The sequence below is a fragment of the Pseudaquidulcibacter saccharophilus genome (genome assembly GCF_019455445.1).
Classification (GTDB): Bacteria; Pseudomonadota; Alphaproteobacteria; order Caulobacterales; family Aquidulcibacteraceae; genus Pseudaquidulcibacter; species Pseudaquidulcibacter saccharophilus.
This window is the reverse complement of the sequence record NZ_JAHWUS010000001.1, coordinates 713786-732073: the sequence shown is the minus strand read 5'-3', so window position 1 is coordinate 732073 and position 18288 is coordinate 713786. Positions and strand designations below refer to the sequence as shown.

Sequence of the window (18288 nt, the reverse complement as noted above, 5' to 3'; positions counted from 1 at the left end):
TATGCGTAAACGTTTGCGCAAATTAAAAATTTGTGCAAGACTGATTGCCAATTAAAAATATTTGTCGAAATATCGGCGTAAGTTACAGGGATTTGTTATGAGACGCAGGGATTTTTTAATTTCTTCAGCCGTGTTTTTGTCTGCCTGCACAACGGGCGCAAACAAAATAGATCTTTCAGATAATGAATTTGATAAAATCCTTGACGATATTGAACGCCGCACCTTCAATTTCTTTTGGGAAACGACAAACCCCGAAACCGGTTTAACGCCTGACAGATACCCAAGCCCTTCGGCAAGCTCGGTTGCGGGTGTTGGTTTTGCGCTTGCATCATATCCATATGCGGCTACGCGCGGCTATATTTCCCAAGATCAGGCGAAAGAAAGAACCCTAACAACACTTCGCTTTTTATTGGGTTTAAAACAAGGCCCTGAACCACGCGGCAATGCAGGTTATAAGGGATATTTCTATCACTTTCTTGATACAAAAACCGGTGAGCGTTTAGCCAAGTGTGAGTTGTCATCAATCGATACCGCGCTCTTGATGGGTGGCGTGCTTTTTGCCGGCGATTATTGGTCGGGCGATAATGATGCCGAGGCCGAAATACGAAAACTGTCGCGTGATTTATTTAACCGTGTCGAATGGTCATTCATGTTAAATGAAAGCGGGCGCCTTTCAATGGGATGGCACCCAGAAGATGGCTTTATCGTTTCAGACTGGCACGGATATAATGAGGCAATGCTGCTTTATATAATGGCGATGGGTGCAGAGAATCACTTTTTATCCGCAGAAGCATGGGGCAGATGGTCGGAGACTTACCCAAATTCGTGGGGAAATTATGATGGTTATGAGCATTTGATTTTTGCACCGCATTTCGGGCATCAATATAGCCATATTTTCATTGATTTCAAAAATATTCAGGATGACTATAACCGCACCAAAGGCATAGATTATTTTGAAAACACCCGTCGTGCCACCTACGCACAGCGTGAATATGGGATTAAAAACCCACTTTCATGGAAAGGATATTCGGCGCAAAACTGGGGTATAACCGCATGTGATGGCCCAATTGATAAAGAATTTGATTATATGGGGCAAAAGCGCCGCTTTATTACCTATGCCGGACGTGGAGCAGGCCTTTATCCTGATGGCAGAAATACATTTGACGACGGCACAATTGCGCCAACCGCCGCCATCGCGTCATTACCGTTTGCGCCAGACATTGTAAAAGAAGCAATGGTTTACATGTATAAAACCCATGGCAAGTATATTTATTCCCAATACGGCTTTTTAGATAGCTTCAACCAATCATTCCAGTATGATATTCCGGTGCAACATGGCAAGGTTATAAAAGGTTTTGGCTGGGTTGATGGTGATTATTTGGCAATTGATCAAGGCCCTATTCTGTTGGGCATCGCCAATTACAAAAACCAATTCATTTGGGACATTATGCGTAATAATGCAGTTTTGCGGCGCGGGCTTGTAAAAGCTGGCTTTAAAGGAGGATATTTGGACGCAAAATGATAAACCGCCGCAACACCATTTTGACAATGATTGGCGCGCCGCTTTTTGCCGGATGTTCAAAAGTTTTTGGCAATTCCAATGCCCATTCTGGCAATGTTATAAACTTTTGGGGCATGGGGCGCGAAGGCGAAGTTGTTGGTCAATTATTGCCAAAATTCCTTATCGATAACCCTGATATTCAGGTCAAGGTACAACAATTACCGTGGACTGCGGCGCATGAAAAACTATTGACCGCTTTTGCAGGCAATACGTTGCCAGATATTTCACAAATCGGGAATAGTTGGCTTCCAGAATTTGTGGCGATTGGTGCGGTTGACCGTCTTGATGGGTTTTTAACTAATTCAAACATCAAAAAGAATGATTATTTTGAAGGCATTTGGGACACCAATGTCATTGACGGCAAATTATACGGCATTCCATGGTATGTTGATACAAGGGTTTTATTTTACCGAAAAGATACATTACGCGCGGCCGGGTTTGATACAGTTCCAAAAGATTGGGACGGTTTTAGAAATGCATTACGCAAAATAAAGGCTAATGTCGGCAAAGATAAATATGCAATAATCCTCCCGCTTAATGAATATGAGCCTTTGTTCAATCTCGCCCTAAGCGTAGATGACCCAATTTTAAAAGATAATGCTACATTGGGTAATTTTGATTCCAAGGGCTATAAAGAGACACTTACATATTATAAATCTCTCTTTGATGAAGGGCTTGCACCATTAACTGATGCCAGCCAAATTTCAAATATTTATGATGAATTTGCCCGTGGGCTTTTCAGTTTTTATATAACAGGCCCATGGAATATTGGTGAGTTTAAACGCCGCCTGCCAGAAGCTATGCAGGATGATTGGGCAACCACACCAATGCCAATTGGCCCTTGCGGAATTAATTATTCATCAGCAGGTGGTTCAAGCCTTGTGGTTATGAAAAATTCAAACAAAAAACCTGCGGTTTGGAAATTGATTGAGTTTCTATCACGCCCAGAAGTTCAGAAAGAATTTTATGATTTAACCGGGGATTTGCCCGCACAAAAATCATCATGGGCAATGGGAAAACTTGACACGGATAAATATTCCAATGCTTTTTACGAACAATTACAGCACGTAAAACCTGCCCCACCCGCCCCTGAATGGGAAAGAATTGCCCAAGAAATGCGAATTGTAACCGAACAAATGTTGCGCGGGCAATTTGATGTTAATGGTGCGGTGTTGGAAATGAACAAACGCGCCGACCGCATCCTTGAAAAACGTCGTTGGATTTTGAAACGGGGGGCTATTCATGAATAAGTCGCCTTTTAATACTGCATTGGCTGGCTATTTATTTGTTGCACCCGCAATGATTGCGATTGTGGTGTTTTTCTTTGGCCCAGCTTTGGCGGCCTTTATCCTTAGTTTTACAGATTTTGATATTTACGCCCTTGCAGACATCAATAATCTTCGTTTTGTGGGTTTAAAAAATTATAGTGAATTATTGGCAAATCCACTTTTTTGGACGGCGTTAAAAAATACCTTGTTTTTTGTATTTGTCGGCGGCCCATTGTCAATGGCGGCATCGTTATCGGCGGCAATATTGCTTACGGAAAATTCGGTTAAACTAAAGGCATTTATTCGTACAATTTTCTTTGCGCCTGTTGTAACCACATTGGTTGCCACCGCCGTTGTATTCAAATATTTATTGCACACCAAATATGGCTTTATAAATTTCGGTCTCTCCAAACTTGGAATTAATCCGATTGATTGGTTGGGTGATCCGCATTGGGCAATGCCAGCCATCATCGTTTTCGCGGTTTGGAAAAATTTTGGATATAATATGGTGATTTTTATTGCCGCCATTGGTTCAATTCCCAATGACCTTTATGAGGCGGCAAAAATCGATGGTGCAAGCCCATGGCAAAGGTTTTTAAACGTTACCCTGCCTGCACTTGGTCCATCCATACTTTTGGTTTCAATCATGACCATGACCGGCTATTTCCAACTTTTTGCCGAACCATATGTAATGACCCAAGGTGGCCCCGCAGAACAAACCGTTACCGTGCTTTATATGATGTATGAACAAGGCTTTAAATGGTGGAATTTGGGTTCGGCCTCTGCTGTGGCATTTGTATTATTCGCCATGATGCTGGTCATGACCCTAATTCAAGGACAAATTGCCAAATTACAAGGGGTTAAATAATGGAAAAATTAAAATCCCTTTTCTTTAATCTTATTGTTTGGCTTTTGGTGTTTTTGGTTGCCTTCCCGCTTTTATGGATGGTGACAACATCGTTCATGCACTCGGGCGAAGCGGCATCATTCCCACCGCCACTTTTGCCCAAATCACCGACATTGAACGCATACCATGAATTATTTGCTGGCAACCATATTGAGGTTTATTTTTTCAATAGCGTAATTCTTGCAGTTTGCGCGACCATTCTTTCCTTAAGTTTTAACGTAATGGCGGGTTATGCCTTTGCCAAATTACGTTTCAAGGGGCGTGATGCAATGTTTAATAGCCTCCTAAGCGCGCTAATTATACCTGCGCAAGTTGGCATGATGCCCCTATTCCTTTTGCTAAAAACCTTTGGTCTTGTGAATACCTATGCCGGCGCATTAGTGCCATGGATTGCAAGTGTATTTGGGATTTTCATGGTACGCCAATTTTCGCAATCAATTCCTGATGAAATGATTGAAGCGGCAAGGGTAGACGGTGCCAATGAGTTTCAGATTTTCACCAAATTAATCATCCCAAATTTAACACCAATTTTGGTTACATTGGGTTTGTTTACTTTCCTTGGAAGTTGGAATGATTTTATGTGGCCATTGATTATTTTAACCGACAATCAGTCTTATACATTGCCTGTCGCACTTGCGGTTTTATCACGTGAACACGTCCAAGATAGCGAATTAATGATGGCGGGTGCAGTGATAACGGTTTTGCCAGTTTTGTTATTATTTTTGGTACTTCAACGATATTATATGCGCGGGCTTTTGGCCGGGAGTGTGAAGGGATGAGAAAGTTTTTATTTTTAACCACCGCACTTTTGATACCTGCATATTCCAATGCGCAAAACCTCGATAATTTTGAGGATTTGGTTGCATGGCAGGCCGCCGCATCAGACGGAGTTTCATCACTTAAATCATCTGTGAAAGGGGTTGATGGCAAGGCCATACGTTTTGATTATGATTTTAATAATCATGGTGGTTATGCCTTTGTACGCCGTAAATTACCGATTTCATACCCTGAGAATTATGTGATCTCATTCTATATTCGCGGGCAAGGTTTGAAAAATAATCTCGAATTCAAATTATCAAATTCAAGCGGCGATACGGTTTGGTGGAATCAAAAACGTGATTTTGAATTAACAAATGACTGGCAATTAATTCGTATCAAAAAACGCCAAGTTTCATTCGCCTGGGGCCCTGTGAAAGATGCCCCCCTTACCCATTCTGATGGCTTGGAATTTGTAATAACTGCGGGCAATGGTGGCAAAGGCTTTGTCGAAATTGATAATTTAAAAATTGAACCACTTGATGCCGAAAATACCCCACCACCGCCAATTAAAATTTCAAAACAGGGCGATAGCCAAATTTTTGATTTGGGGCGCGTTCGCGAATTTGGTGGTATAAGTCTTGAATGGGACAAAACTGGTAATATTTCATATGATATTGCATCATCTCTTGACGGAAAAAAATATACCCCTGTCCAAAGCATACAAAACTCTGATGGCGGTAATGATTTAATCAAGACCACAGAAGCCGAAGCAAAATTTATAAGAATTACATCCAAATCGGCTGCGGTTAAAAACTTCAAGATTGAGCCGCTTGAATTTGGGGCCAATTACAATTCATTCCTTTATAATGTTGCCGCCAACTCCATTCGTGGGGCATATCCGCGCGCTTTTTATAACCAACAAGAATATTGGACACTGATGGGCGTTGATGGTGGCGGAAATCAGGGCGCATTAATTAGCGAAGATGGCGCAATTGAAATTGGTCGAGGTGGTTTTTCAATTGCCCCCTTTGTCATGGATGGCAACAAACTTTTCACCTATCAAGACGTTAAAGTAAGCCATTCTTTAATGGATAATTATTTGCCAATCCCAACCGCAACATGGTTTGGTGATGGGTTTGAATTAAAAAACACTGGCTTTGTCTCTGGAACGAAGGAAAGTTCATTCGTTCATGGAATATATGAATTAAAAAACACTTCCGATAAATCAAAAACCCTTAAACTTGCGTTATATACCCGCCCAACACAGGTTAATTCGCCCAAGCAATTCTTGGCAACCGAAGGCGGCTATGCGCCAATAAATTCAGTTACCTTAAACAATAATTCCGCATTAATTAACCAAACCAAGGTCATTTATTCAGAAGCCGCAAAAAAAATCGCTACAAGTGATTTTTATGAGGGCAATCTAATTGAAAAACTCAACAATAATGAATTACCAACCTCAGCCTATTCGCAAGATAAAAATGGGCTAGCCCAAGGGCTAATGGTTTATGAAATCACGCTTAAGCCAGGTGAAAGTAAAAGTATTAGTTTTAATGCGCCACTTAATGGGCAAACAATAAACCAAACAGATGATTATGCGGCATTAAAACAGACAGCAGATTTTTGGCGCAAACGCCTTTCAAATGTCGATATAAAATTGGGCGGCAACGACCAAGACTTGGCGAACACCATCAAAACCTCAATCGCCAATATTCTTATTATGCGTGATGGGGTTATTTTGCGCCCCGGTGCGCGTTCTTATGCCCGCTCGTGGATAAGAGACGGCGTAATGATTGCCGAGGAATTATTGCGTTATGGCTATACCAAGGAAGCAATTGATTATCTTGATTATTTCTCAAAATATCAATTTGAGAATGGCAAGATACCTTGTTGTGTTGATTTTCGTGGTTCTGACCCTGTCCCCGAAAACGATTCCCAAGGTGAATATATCCACCTTGTCAAACTGGTTTATGATTATACCAAAGATTCTGAAATTCCCAAAAAATATTGGAAAAATGTCAAAGCAGCCTATGACTACATGAATAATCAAAGACTTTCTGAGCGTACGGATGACAAGATTGGCTCTGATACATATGGGCTTTTGCCACCAAGCATTTCGCATGAAGGCTATTCAGATAAACCCGCCTATTCGCATTGGGATAATTTCTGGGGCTTAAGGGGCTATGAAGATGCCCAAACAATAGCTTTTGCGGCAGAAGAATATGAACAAAACGATGCGATTTATTACGAAAAAATGCAATTTGCCGATGATATAAAAAACTCCATAATGGCAACTCAAAAACGCTATGGTTTTAAATATATCGCCGGTGCAGCAGATCGCGGTGATTTTGATGCAACCTCAACCACAATTGCACTATTGCTTGGGGTTGATAGGTATTTTCCGCGCGAGTGGTTTTATGCGACATTTGATAAATATTGGGATAATTTTATAAAACGTCGCGACATTGATAAAGAATGGAAAGATTATACCCCATATGAATGGCGGGTCGTAAGCGCGTTTAGCCATCTTGGGCAATCTGACCGCGCAGAAAGCGCAAGCAATTTCTTCATGAATGACCGCCACCCGCATGAGTGGAATGCATTCGCCGAAGTTGTTGGGCGCGAGGTTCGTACCCCACGTTTCCTTGGTGATTTGCCGCATGGCTGGGTCGCAAGTGATTTCATACGCGCTGCCACCGACCGTATTGTCTATGAAGACGCAAACACATTGGCAATTGTGGTTGGGGCGGGCGTAAACCCCAATTGGTTATCAGGCGAAGGCATAAGAATTGACGGATTAGTTACCACACAAGGAAAAGTTTCCATTGCAGCCAAAAGCGACAACAAAAAAACTGAACTTAATTTGAAAATTTCCGGCGAGGAATTTCCAATCGGCGGATTTATAATTCCGCAAAAACTATTCGCGGGTAAAAAACTTTATATAAATGGCAAGTTACAAGCAACCAAGGCAGAAGATTACTATTTTGGTGCACCTATTGTTGAGATGAAATAATGGCAGGCATAGAATTAAAAAACATCAAAAAAAGCTTTGGGGACAAAAACCAAGTTGAAGTCATCAAAAACATCGACCTCGACATCAAAGATGGGGAGTTTGTGGTTTTTGTTGGCCCATCAGGTTGTGGGAAATCAACACTTTTGCGTTTGATTGCAGGGCTAGAAACACCAACCGCAGGACAAGTTTTTATTGGCGGTAAAGATGTTACCAATCATTCACCACTTGAACGCGGAATTGCCATGGTATTTCAATCATATGCGCTTTATCCGCATATGAATGTTTATGATAATATGGCTTTTGCGCTAAAACTTGCCAGCAGGCCAAAAGAAGAAATTGACGTTGCGGTGCGTGCTGCTGCCAAGACCCTAAATATTGATCACCTATTAAACCGCAAACCCAAAGAATTATCGGGCGGTCAACGTCAAAGGGTTGCAATTGGCCGCGCCATCGTTCGCAAGCCAGAAGTATTTTTATTTGACGAGCCATTATCAAACCTTGATGCCGCCTTACGGGTTAAAATGCGCTATGAATTTGCGCGCCTTGGCGAAACCTTGGGTAAAACCATTATTTACGTTACCCATGATCAGATTGAGGCAATGACATTGGCGGATAAAATCGTGGTCTTAAATAATGGCTATATTTCACAATATGGCGCGCCACTTGAACTTTATAAGCGCCCAGAAAATATTTTTGTTGCGGGCTTTATTGGCTCACCAAAAATGAATTCCATCAAAGCAAAAGTTATTAATACGAATGCAAAAGAAGCCCAAATTCTTATCAATAATCACTCTGAAATTACCATTAAAATCAATTCTGATTTAAGAATCGGTGACGATGTAACCGTTGGCATACGCCCTGAGCATTTATTTATATCTGAAAACAAGGGGTTGCTTGATGCAAAACTGCAATTTGTAGAGGAATTAGGGCATGCAAAATATGCTTATTTTGAAACCGCAGATGATAAAGATAGTGAAGTCAAAATAACCCTACAGCTTGCACCAGAATTTAATGCGAAAATCGGTAAAAATCATAGCCTTAGCTTTGATTTAAGTCATATTCATGTTTTTAATAAAGATGGTAAAAACGTCACTCTATTTTAATATTCAAAGTACTAAACCGTAAGTATTATTTAAATAGTCTTCATTAAACTTTATTAACTTTAATTGCTTTTTTACAATATTTGGATAACAAGCAGTTAATGAAGAATTTTGCGAAAATATTAACTGGAACTATTGCCCTTGTTGGGGCAGGATTTGTCGTATTTAACCAGTTGCAAGACAGGGGGTTAATTTCACTTGGAAAATTTACTCCAACTGGAAACTCAGCATCGACAAAGACTTCGCAAAACAATCCTGCCGACAAAATTGGTGAACTTCTAAGCCTTGATAATGGCGCGGTGAAAAAGGCCGATGCCACAATGATTATAAACTTCCTAGAAGGCGCAGAAACGCATGGCCTTAACAAGCCGGATTTAAGTGCACTTGCCGCCAAAATTAACAAAGGCGAGAAAATTACCGAAGAGGATAAGAACCTCCTTAAAAATGAATTGGTAAAATTCGGTAACAACATGAATGGTGGCCGCGTGCCGTGGAAAAAAGTTTCTGGCTATTGGCTTATGCGCACCAAGGCGCGTGATTTTGGCGCCGAATTTGACACGGCATTTGCCAATAATAATCTGCAAGGATTTGTAAATTCACTTGCCCCAACTCATAATGCATATACGTCTTTGACTGAAATGCGCACGAAATATGCTGCAATTGTAAAAAATGGCGGGTTTATAAAAATTGGCGACGCCCCAGAATTAAAACTTGGGATGACCGATGAAAAAGTCGGCACCCTTCGCAATCGCCTTGCACAAGAAGATTTCACGGCGCTAAATAGCACAACACCAACATATTTCGATGAAGGTCTTAAAAAACAACTCGAAAATTTTCAAAAGAGCCATAATCTTAAAATTACTGGCGATCTAAATGAAAATACCCTTAAAGCACTTGATGTAAGTGCTATGGATCGCCTTAAACAAATCGATTTAAACCTTGAGCGTGAGCGTTGGTTGCCACGTGAAAACCCTGCCGTGCGCATCGAGGCAAACATCGCAGACCAACGCGTTATCATGTGGGATAATGGCATAAAGCGAATTGAAATGCCGGCAATTGTTGGCAAAGACAGCACAAAAACCCCAATCCTTGCCGATCATATTCGTGCGGTTGTATTTAATCCACCATGGTATAAGCCTGAATCAATTAAGGGAAGCGTGCGCGTTCAACCCCCCGGCCCCAGCAATTCACTGGGGCGTGTGAAGTTTGATATGGAAAACGGTCACGCAATCTATTTGCACGATACGCCAAACCACGCCTTGTTTGACGTACGCAATCGAACCTTTAGCCATGGTTGCGTTCGCCTTCATTATCCCAAAGATTTGGCGGCTATCTTGCTTAAAGATAAAGGTTTTACCCGCGAAAGAATTGATGAAATTACAAGCACGGTAAAAACACAAGCGGTTAGGCTTGATGTAAAAACCCCTGTACTAATTTTATACAGAACTGCCTTTGTTGATGAAATTGACGGCAAAAAGGTTGTTTATTTCACTTCCGACCCTTATAAATGGGATAAGGCACTTGATGAATTGCTTAATGGGGGCAAAATTAGTGTTGATGAAAATGCTGCTGAGAAAGTGGTAACAAATAAGAAACCAAAAACGGATAAGATTGCAAAAAATGATGTTGCGCCTAAAGCGGAAAATCAAAATGCAATTACAAACCAAGTAGTGGTTGAGAAGTTTGATACTGCGGCCCCTTAGTAAATTAATGTCTGTGACGTTTTTTTAATTAGGTATTTTTCGGCAAATAATTTATCAAAGGATTATGATGATTAACAAAAGACAACTTTTGCAAATCGGGGCAGCCAGTCTAATAAGTGCCGGTCTTGTTGAAAATGCGTTTGCCCAACCCGTGCGCGTTGAAAATTTCCCTGGCCAAATCAATCTTGAAGATGAATTAAAGGCGGATTTCTTTGGCGGCAAAGAACCGGAAGTACGCCGCCTTAGCCTTTATAACCTTCACACCGGCGATCAAGCCAAAGATATTGTTTATAAAGAAAAAGGACAGGTTGTTTCTGACGCTCTATCAGAAATTAATTATGTTCTTCGCGATTTCCGCACGGGTGATGTAACCCAAATGGATGTCGCATTAATGGATTTGCTGGATTCACTTTCCCGCAAACTTGAGGTTAGCGTCCCTTATAACGTTATATCTGGCTATCGTTCACCAAAAACTAATGCCATGCTTGCGGAGCGTTCGGGCGGCGTTGCCAAAAACTCCATGCATATGCAGGGCAAGGCAATTGATATCCGCGTCCCTGGTATTGAACTTTCACACTTACGCAATGTTGCCAAAGAATTGAAAATTGGTGGCGTTGGCTATTACGCCGCTAGCGACTTTGTGCATGTTGATACGGGTCGCGTTAGATATTGGTAAAAAGATTATATCTTGCAATTTTGGCAATAGCTGCGCCGATATCCGCATACGCACAAAATACCCCAAGACAATCTGAAAATGATAAAAATGCCGATAATAAAGTTATTATTACTGGGCAAAGAAAAGATGTTGTCAATAAAATTGACCGCCGCATTTACAATATAAAAGACGACCCCGCCTCCAAAACTGGAATGGCGCTTGATGTTTTGGATAAAATTCCATCGGTACAGGTTAATGCTAATGGTAGGGTAAGCCTACGTGGCGACCCTTGGGTTACAATTTTAATTGACGGCAAGGCACCAACCAATGGGCAGCAGGCATTACAATCAATGTCCGGCAACGATATTGAACGGGTTGAGGTAATGACAAACCCATCCGCACAATATGCGCCTGATGGCACATCAGGAATTATCAATATCATCACAAAAAAGCATCTGCCACTTGGCTTTTCCGGCAATATAAATATTCGCGGAAATGACTTTGGGCAACGAAATGGTTCGGCACAATTAAATTTTAAATACGACCGCCTAACTATAAAAACTATTATCAACTCAAGTCATGAACCACTGCCGAGCGATGGTGGTAAAATTTATATAAGCCCATTTGTGGCACAATCTTCTTTTAAATCAGATGGTCAAATAGATAGCAGTCGCTTTGACATGACCACTGATTATAAAATTAATGATAATAATAGCCTTACCCTAAAAGCAATTGGGTTTAATTCAGTCAGAAAAACAAACAATAAAAATAATTATACTTCTGATATAACAAATTATGATGGAAAAATAACTTCACGCGATGATTATCAAGGACATAGTATAGAAGGAATTTACAATTTCAACAATGAAAATAACGGCACTAGCTTTAGCATAGACGCAACGCACGATGTTTATGACCCACACAATTACTCACAAACAATAAATAATTATGCTGACGGTGACATTTCCAATTACGGTTTAAGTTCCAAAAGCCATATTGTTTATAATGATTTAAAATCTGACTTTGAACGTAATTTTTCAGATAATAATAACCTAAGCATGGGGTTTGAATATTTTAATGTAAAAAGCAACCAAGATAGCAGTTATTTTGATATTGGCGGTATAACTGGTCCATATGGCGGCACCTACTTCCACGAATTTAATGGTAAGCAAGCACAAATTAGCTTCTATACAACCTATCAGCAAAACATCGGTAAATGGACAATACTTCCTGGGTTAAGGATTGAAAATGAAGAAATAAAGGCGGCTTCCGGCGGATTATCGACCGACCATAATAAAACAAGCCTTTATCCATCTTTGCACCTAAGTCATGATTTAGGTGCAAATTCAAAACTAAAGCTAAGCTATTCCCGCCGCGTTGATCGCCCAGAAATATATGAATATGACCCAGGGATTATTGGCGCAACCGCAACCACAAGGCAAACCGGCAACCCCAACCTTAAACCGTCTGATACTGATTCCTTTGAAATTAATTATAATTATTCCAAGGATAAATTTAACTATGAAACCACGGTTTATTATCGCAAGACTTATGATTATAAGTCAGATTATTCATACGTTGATACTGACGGTATAATCGTTACCCGCCCTGAAAATAATGGGCAGCTTGCTTCAGGCGGTTTGGAGTTTAACCTTAAGACCCCATTAGATAAAATCATTAAAGGATTTAATTATTCCACCAATCTCAATCTTTATTACCGCCAAGTTCCACAATATAGCGGCGGCGTAAAAGATTTTTATGGCTTAAGTGGTAATAGCTTATTTGAATATCAACGCCCCAATCGTGCCAATGATTTAAAAGGCGATTTATACCAGTTAAAAGTAATTTATCGCGGTCGCATCTATGATTCACAGGGATATTCGGCGGGTTATTATCGCACAGATTTCACCTATCAGCATAATGTTTCAAAGAACATAAGCCTTGTTGCATCGATTATAAATTTCACCGACCAAAATCGCCTAAAAACAGTGGTGAAAAGAGATAATCTTTACTACATAAGCAATGGATTGAACTATCAAAGTTTTGTAAAAAGCGTTCAATTGGGATTGTCTTATAAATTTTCCAAATAATAAATTATTGATAAATTTTACATAAATAAATTTTAATAAATTTTAAAAACTAGATATTATTTACATTAAAACAATTGATTAAGCACTAGAATATAAAATAACAACATTTTTATTTATAAAAATTATTGATAATATATTGACAAGTTTCATTCCCAGTGTAACCTAAACCAAAAGAACCATGAAAACATGGAATTAAGGGAGGGAAAAATGTTAAGACGCGATTTCATCAAATCCAGTGCTATTTTACCAATTTTGGGAATGGGGCTTCCGCTAGAGGCATTTGCAAGCAACACAAGTAAAGAAACAGGATTAAAAGCCGCATTTTATTATGCCTACACCCTTTACGAATTCGCAAGAAACGAACAAAAACTTGCAAAATGCCTTGGAACACCCGGCAATATTGGCAAAGTTACAATGCGCAACTACCTTGCAAATGACACATCACGCCAAGTAACTGCACCAAATAATGACACGATATATTCTTCTTGCTTTTTTGATTTAGTGAATGGCCCCGTTGAAATTGTTTCACCAGATGGCGGCGACAGGTATTTTTCAATCGTATTCATGGATGCATTCACCGATTGTTTTGCATATATTGGCACACGTGCAACCCACGGCAAAGGTGGCCGCTACTGGCTTGCTGGTCCATCTTGGAAAGGAAAAGTTCCAGATGACGTCACACTATTCAAATCCACCACAAATGATGTTTGGATGCTGGCGCGCATCCTTGTTGACAGTCCAGAAGATCTTGATGCCGCAAAAGCATTTCAACAAAAAATCCAAATCATAATTCCTGAAAATTACCCGCCGGCACGTGGCTATCAAAATGCCGCCACGGACGATATTAAAGATGCCACAAGCTTCCTAACAGTTGTTAATGAAATGTTGCGCCGATCTCCTGTCGCTGCGGGGCAAACATTACGCGCGAAAAATTTTGCCGCATATGGAATTGGTCCGAATGCAAAACTACCATCTAAAAAGATCCTTGCCCAATGGGATGCATTAATACCACAAGGCATAAAGCAACTTAGGGAAGCCTTTTTATTTCATGACCTAGTTGTTGACGGCTGGAGCTATCAACCACGCGGTGTCGGGAATTTTGGCAAAGACGATTATTTGCGCGCAACCGTTGCGCTGGGCGGCCTTGCGGCACTTACTGAAGACGAGGCAATGTATTTCCATTGCAATTTTGACAACAAAGGCGAAAGATTATCCGGTCAAAATTCTTATATTTGGCGCATCCCACCAGAAGGAGTGCCCGTTAATGCGTTTTGGTCTTTAACGATTTATGAAGGTACACCAGACGGTCGATGGTATTTAATTAAAAACCCTATCAATCGTTATTCAATTGGCAACCGCACCCAAGGGCTTATTCGCGAAAAAGATGGAAGCATTATTATAAGAATCCAAAACGAAAAACCCGACGGTGACATGGCGGCAAATTGGCTACCATCAACCAAAGAAGCCCCAATTAGGCTTGCACTAAGGGCGTATTTGCCGAAAAACGAATTGATCGAGCGTAAATGGCGAGTCCCGCCAATTATCAAGGCATAACAAAGCCTTTTGATTTTTAACCAGTTTGATTCCCAGAAGTCGTGCGTCACTCCCCCTTTATTGGTGCCCGATTTTTGGGAATCTCTTTATAATTATCAATAATTATTGCAAGTCATTCAAATCACACTAAATCGACCCCAGGGTAACCAAATCCCTACACTCAAACACTAATAAAAGCTGTAAAAGCACTACTAATAGCCACATCAAGCACTACAATCATAATAATACAAATAAATATCTGCAAAATTATCAATAATTTTTCTTGACAGACTCTTTCTTTATGGCATAAAAATTATCAATAATTTTGCAACGGGCGGAAATTTAACCACCACCCAACAAAAAGAATAATTTGGCACCAAACAGCAATTTCGGGGAAGAAATGAGAAAATCAGTTATAGTCTCTGCGGCGCGTACGCCGATTGGTCGGGCATATAAGGGGGCGTTTAACGCCACACCATCACCAACGCTTGGCGCATTTGCATTAAAAGAAGCGGTAAAGCGTGCGGGTATTGATGCCGCCGAAATTGGTGATTGTGTTTTTGGCTGCGCCCTACAACAAGGTTATCAAGCCGGCAATATAAGCCGAAATGTTGCAATGCGCGCAGGACTTCCGATTAGTGTGCCAGGGCAAAGCATTGATAGACAGTGCGCATCAGGCCTTATGGCAATTTCGATTGCATCTAACCAAATTGTTAATGAAGGCATGGATGTGGTTGCGGCTGGTGGGGTTGAATCAATATCATTGGTTCAAAACCAACAATTCCGTGTTGAAATCGATAAGTCTTTGGTGACGATTTTGGATGATAATTATATGCCAATGCTTGATACCGCCGAAGTGGTTTCAAAACGCTATAATATCTCACGCGTACAGCAAGACGAATATTCACTACAATCGCAACAAAGGACCGCCAACGCACAAGCGAATGGGTATTTTGACAAGGAAATTATCGCCTGTGATGTAACAATGGCGGTAATGAACAAAGAAACTGGTGCGGTTGAATATAAACAAACAACAATAACCAAAGATGAAGGTAATCGCCCAGAAACCACATTAGAAGCACTTTCATCCTTAAAGCCAGTGCGTGAAAATGGCGTTATTACTGCGGGCAACGCATCACAATTATCCGATGGCGCAGCAGCATTAATCATGATGGAAGAAGCATCAGCGCAAAAAGCCAATCTTGAGCCATTGGGTGCATATCTTGGCATGGCAGTTGCGGGAACAAAACCCGATGAAATGGGCATTGGCCCCGTGTTTGCAATTCCGAAACTATTAAAACGCTTTGGACTTGGCATTGAAGATATTGGTATTTGGGAACTAAATGAAGCCTTCGCGGTTCAGGTGCTTTATTGCCGCGATCACCTTGGCATTCCGAACGAGCTTTTGAATGTAAACGGCGGCGGTATCTCAATCGGGCACCCATATGGCATGACGGGTGCACGCCTTGCAGGACACGTTCTTTATGAAGGCAAAAGACGCGGCGCAAAATATGGTGTTGTAACCATGTGTATTGGTGGCGGCCAAGGTGCAGCAGGTCTTTTTGAAATCTATTAAAATTATAATTTTTGGGATGATACGGAAACAAAATGGGCAAAGAATATAAAACACTACTTACCGAAAATATTAATGGTGTAGAAATTATCAAACTAAATGCACCGCCATTGAACTTATTTGGCAAAAAATTGCGGGTAGAAATCGTCGATGCCATCGAGGCAGCGCGTAATGACAATAATATAAAGGGCGTGGTGTTAACTTCCTCAACTACTTTCTTTAGTGGTGGTGCAGATATTACCGAATTTGATAGTGGTGATTTGGACCCTAGCCTACCCTTCATTATTGATAATATTGCCACATTCCCCAAACCGTTTATTGTTGCTGTAAATGGCCCTGCATTTGGTGGCGGTTGTGAAATCTCTTTGGGTTCGCATCGCCGCCTTATGACACCAAACGCCACTTTTAGCTTGCCTGAAGTAAAATTGGGTATTCTTCCAGGCGCTGGTGGCACACAAAGAATGCCGCGCCTCATCAATCCTGCACTAGCGCTCGATTTGATTATTAAGGGCGGCATAATCAATGCAAAAGATTCTGTTGAAAGCGGGCTTGCTAGCGCGGTTTATGCACCAGAAGAAATTATTGCCAAGGCGGTTGAAATGGCGCTTGATCTTGCTGAAAAGGGGCAAGAAGAATGGCAAAAACCAACCTTCGCAGATCCAAGCACCCGTGCAGATTTTGATGCCGCATGTGCCGGATATCGTAAAAAGCTTAAACCCCTTGCCACAACTGAATTAATCATTGAGGCAATTGCCGCATGTTATGACACCGAAATTGAAGCCGGCCTAAAACTTGAAGGTGAGCTGTTCCTCAAACTTTTAAAAGGTGCGCAATCAAAGGCCCTAAGATATGTGTTCTTTTCAGAGCGCGAAACCACGCATAATCTTCCTGGCATCACTAAAGAAACCCCTGCCAAAGAAATTAAAAAAGCGGCGGTTATTGGTGGCGGCACAATGGGTGGCGGCATTGCAATGTGTTTTGCCAATGCGGGCATTGAAGTTAAGATTATCGAAACTTCGGATGAAGCGCTTAATAATGGCATCGGTCGCGTAAAATCTAACTATGAAATTTCGGTAAAGCGTGGCAGCCTAAAACAAGAAAAGCTTGAAAAAGCAATGTCTTTAATTACCGGTTCAACCAATCTTGAAGATTGTAAAGATGTCGATATTGTTATTGAAGCAATTTTCGAAGATATGAACATCAAAAAGGAATTATTCCAAAAACTTGATAAGATCTGCAAACCTGATGCAATATTGGCGTCAAACACCTCATTCCTAAATATTGAGGAAATGGCAGCGCAAACCTCGCGACCAGAAAACGTTATTGGCCTTCACTTCTTCTCACCGGCAAACGTTATGCGCTTGTTGGAGATTGTTAATTGCGACAAAACTTCCGCGGTAACACTTAATAGCGCGGTTAAACTTGCAAAGACCTTGAAAAAACTTCCGGTCGTATCTGGCGTATGTTTTGGTTTTATCGGCAACCGCATGCTTATGGCGCGGATTGATGCCGCAAATGAAGCATTATTACAAGGCGCGCTGCCGCACGAAATTGACGAAGTAATCACTGAATTCGGCTTTGCAATGGGGCATTTCGCCATGAGCGATCTCGCAGGACTTGATATTGGCATGCGCATCACCGAAGCCTTTAACCTTGACCCTGGCATTGCCGGAAGCCTTGCAAAAATGGGGCGTTTGGGCCAGAAAAACGGCAAAGGCTTCTATATGTATAGCGAAGGTTCACGCCTTCCAGAGCGTGATGAATTTGTCGAAAATTTTATTGCCGAACAATCCAAGGCGCTAAAAATAGAACGCAAAACCTTCAACAAAGAAGAACTAATTGAAATTTTATTCTATCCCATGATTAATGAGGGCGCAAAAATTCTTGAAGAAAAAATCGCGCTCAAGGCGTCAGACATTGATATGGTCTGGATTAATGGTTTCGGTTGGCCGGCATATAAAGGCGGCCCAATGTATTGGGCGGGGCAAATTGGTTTGGATAAAATCGTTCACTCGCTTGAAAAACAACATGCGCAAACCGGCAATGAAAATTTAAAGCCGTGCGAACTTTTACAAAAATTAGGGGCGTCAAAAAGCAAATTTTAAAGACAAAAACGCCATAAAATT

General features: G+C 41.1%; 12 protein-coding genes. All 12 read left to right on the top strand.

Translation table 11 applies throughout. The annotated features are described in order from the left end of the window. The first annotated feature begins 97 nt into the window (after positions 1-97). A complete protein-coding gene (locus KXV15_RS03420; protein ID WP_240006754.1) occupies positions 98-1522 on the top strand; it encodes a glucoamylase family protein in 1425 nt (474 codons plus the stop codon). Beyond that, entirely contained in the window at positions 1519-2811 is a 1293-nt protein-coding gene (locus KXV15_RS03415) for a sugar ABC transporter substrate-binding protein (protein WP_240006753.1), read from the top strand. The genes KXV15_RS03420 and KXV15_RS03415 overlap by 4 nt, the downstream gene beginning before the upstream one ends. After that, positions 2804-3697 (top strand): carbohydrate ABC transporter permease, encoded by an 894-nt coding sequence (locus KXV15_RS03410; protein ID WP_240006752.1) that lies wholly within the window; start codon positions 2804-2806, stop codon positions 3695-3697. The genes KXV15_RS03415 and KXV15_RS03410 overlap by 8 nt, the downstream gene beginning before the upstream one ends. Further along, on the top strand, positions 3697-4515 hold the full coding sequence (locus KXV15_RS03405) for a carbohydrate ABC transporter permease (protein ID WP_240006751.1): 819 nt from the start codon (positions 3697-3699) through the stop codon (positions 4513-4515). Before KXV15_RS03410 ends, KXV15_RS03405 begins: the two co-directional genes overlap by 1 nt. Beyond that, entirely contained in the window at positions 4512-7508 is a 2997-nt protein-coding gene (locus tag KXV15_RS03400) for a carbohydrate binding domain-containing protein (protein ID WP_240006750.1), read from the top strand. Before KXV15_RS03405 ends, KXV15_RS03400 begins: the two co-directional genes overlap by 4 nt. Beyond that, complete coding sequence (locus KXV15_RS03395) at positions 7508-8611, top strand: ABC transporter ATP-binding protein (protein WP_240006749.1); 1104 nt, start codon at positions 7508-7510, stop codon at positions 8609-8611. The genes KXV15_RS03400 and KXV15_RS03395 overlap by 1 nt, the downstream gene beginning before the upstream one ends. A gap of 98 nt (positions 8612-8709) precedes the next feature. Continuing rightward, the gene (locus KXV15_RS03390; RefSeq protein WP_240006748.1) at positions 8710-10311 is read left to right on the top strand and encodes a L,D-transpeptidase family protein; all 1602 of its coding nucleotides are present in this window, start codon (positions 8710-8712) and stop codon (positions 10309-10311) included. A gap of 67 nt (positions 10312-10378) precedes the next feature. Continuing rightward, positions 10379-10987 (top strand): peptidoglycan L,D-endopeptidase MepK, encoded by a 609-nt coding sequence (gene mepK, locus KXV15_RS03385; RefSeq protein WP_240006747.1) that lies wholly within the window; start codon positions 10379-10381, stop codon positions 10985-10987. Between the two features lie 20 nt (positions 10988-11007). Next, positions 11008-13056, top strand: coding sequence for a TonB-dependent receptor (locus tag KXV15_RS03380; RefSeq protein WP_240006746.1), 2049 nt, complete (start codon positions 11008-11010; stop codon positions 13054-13056). Positions 13057-13263: 207 nt separating this feature from the next. Further along, complete coding sequence (locus KXV15_RS03375; protein WP_240006745.1) at positions 13264-14610, top strand: DUF1254 domain-containing protein; 1347 nt, start codon at positions 13264-13266, stop codon at positions 14608-14610. 379 nt (positions 14611-14989) lie between these two features. Beyond that, on the top strand, positions 14990-16165 hold the full coding sequence (locus tag KXV15_RS03370) for an acetyl-CoA C-acyltransferase (protein WP_240006744.1): 1176 nt from the start codon (positions 14990-14992) through the stop codon (positions 16163-16165). A gap of 32 nt (positions 16166-16197) precedes the next feature. Beyond that, entirely contained in the window at positions 16198-18267 is a 2070-nt protein-coding gene (locus KXV15_RS03365) for a 3-hydroxyacyl-CoA dehydrogenase NAD-binding domain-containing protein (protein ID WP_240006743.1), read from the top strand. Positions 18268-18288 lie beyond the last annotated feature (21 nt).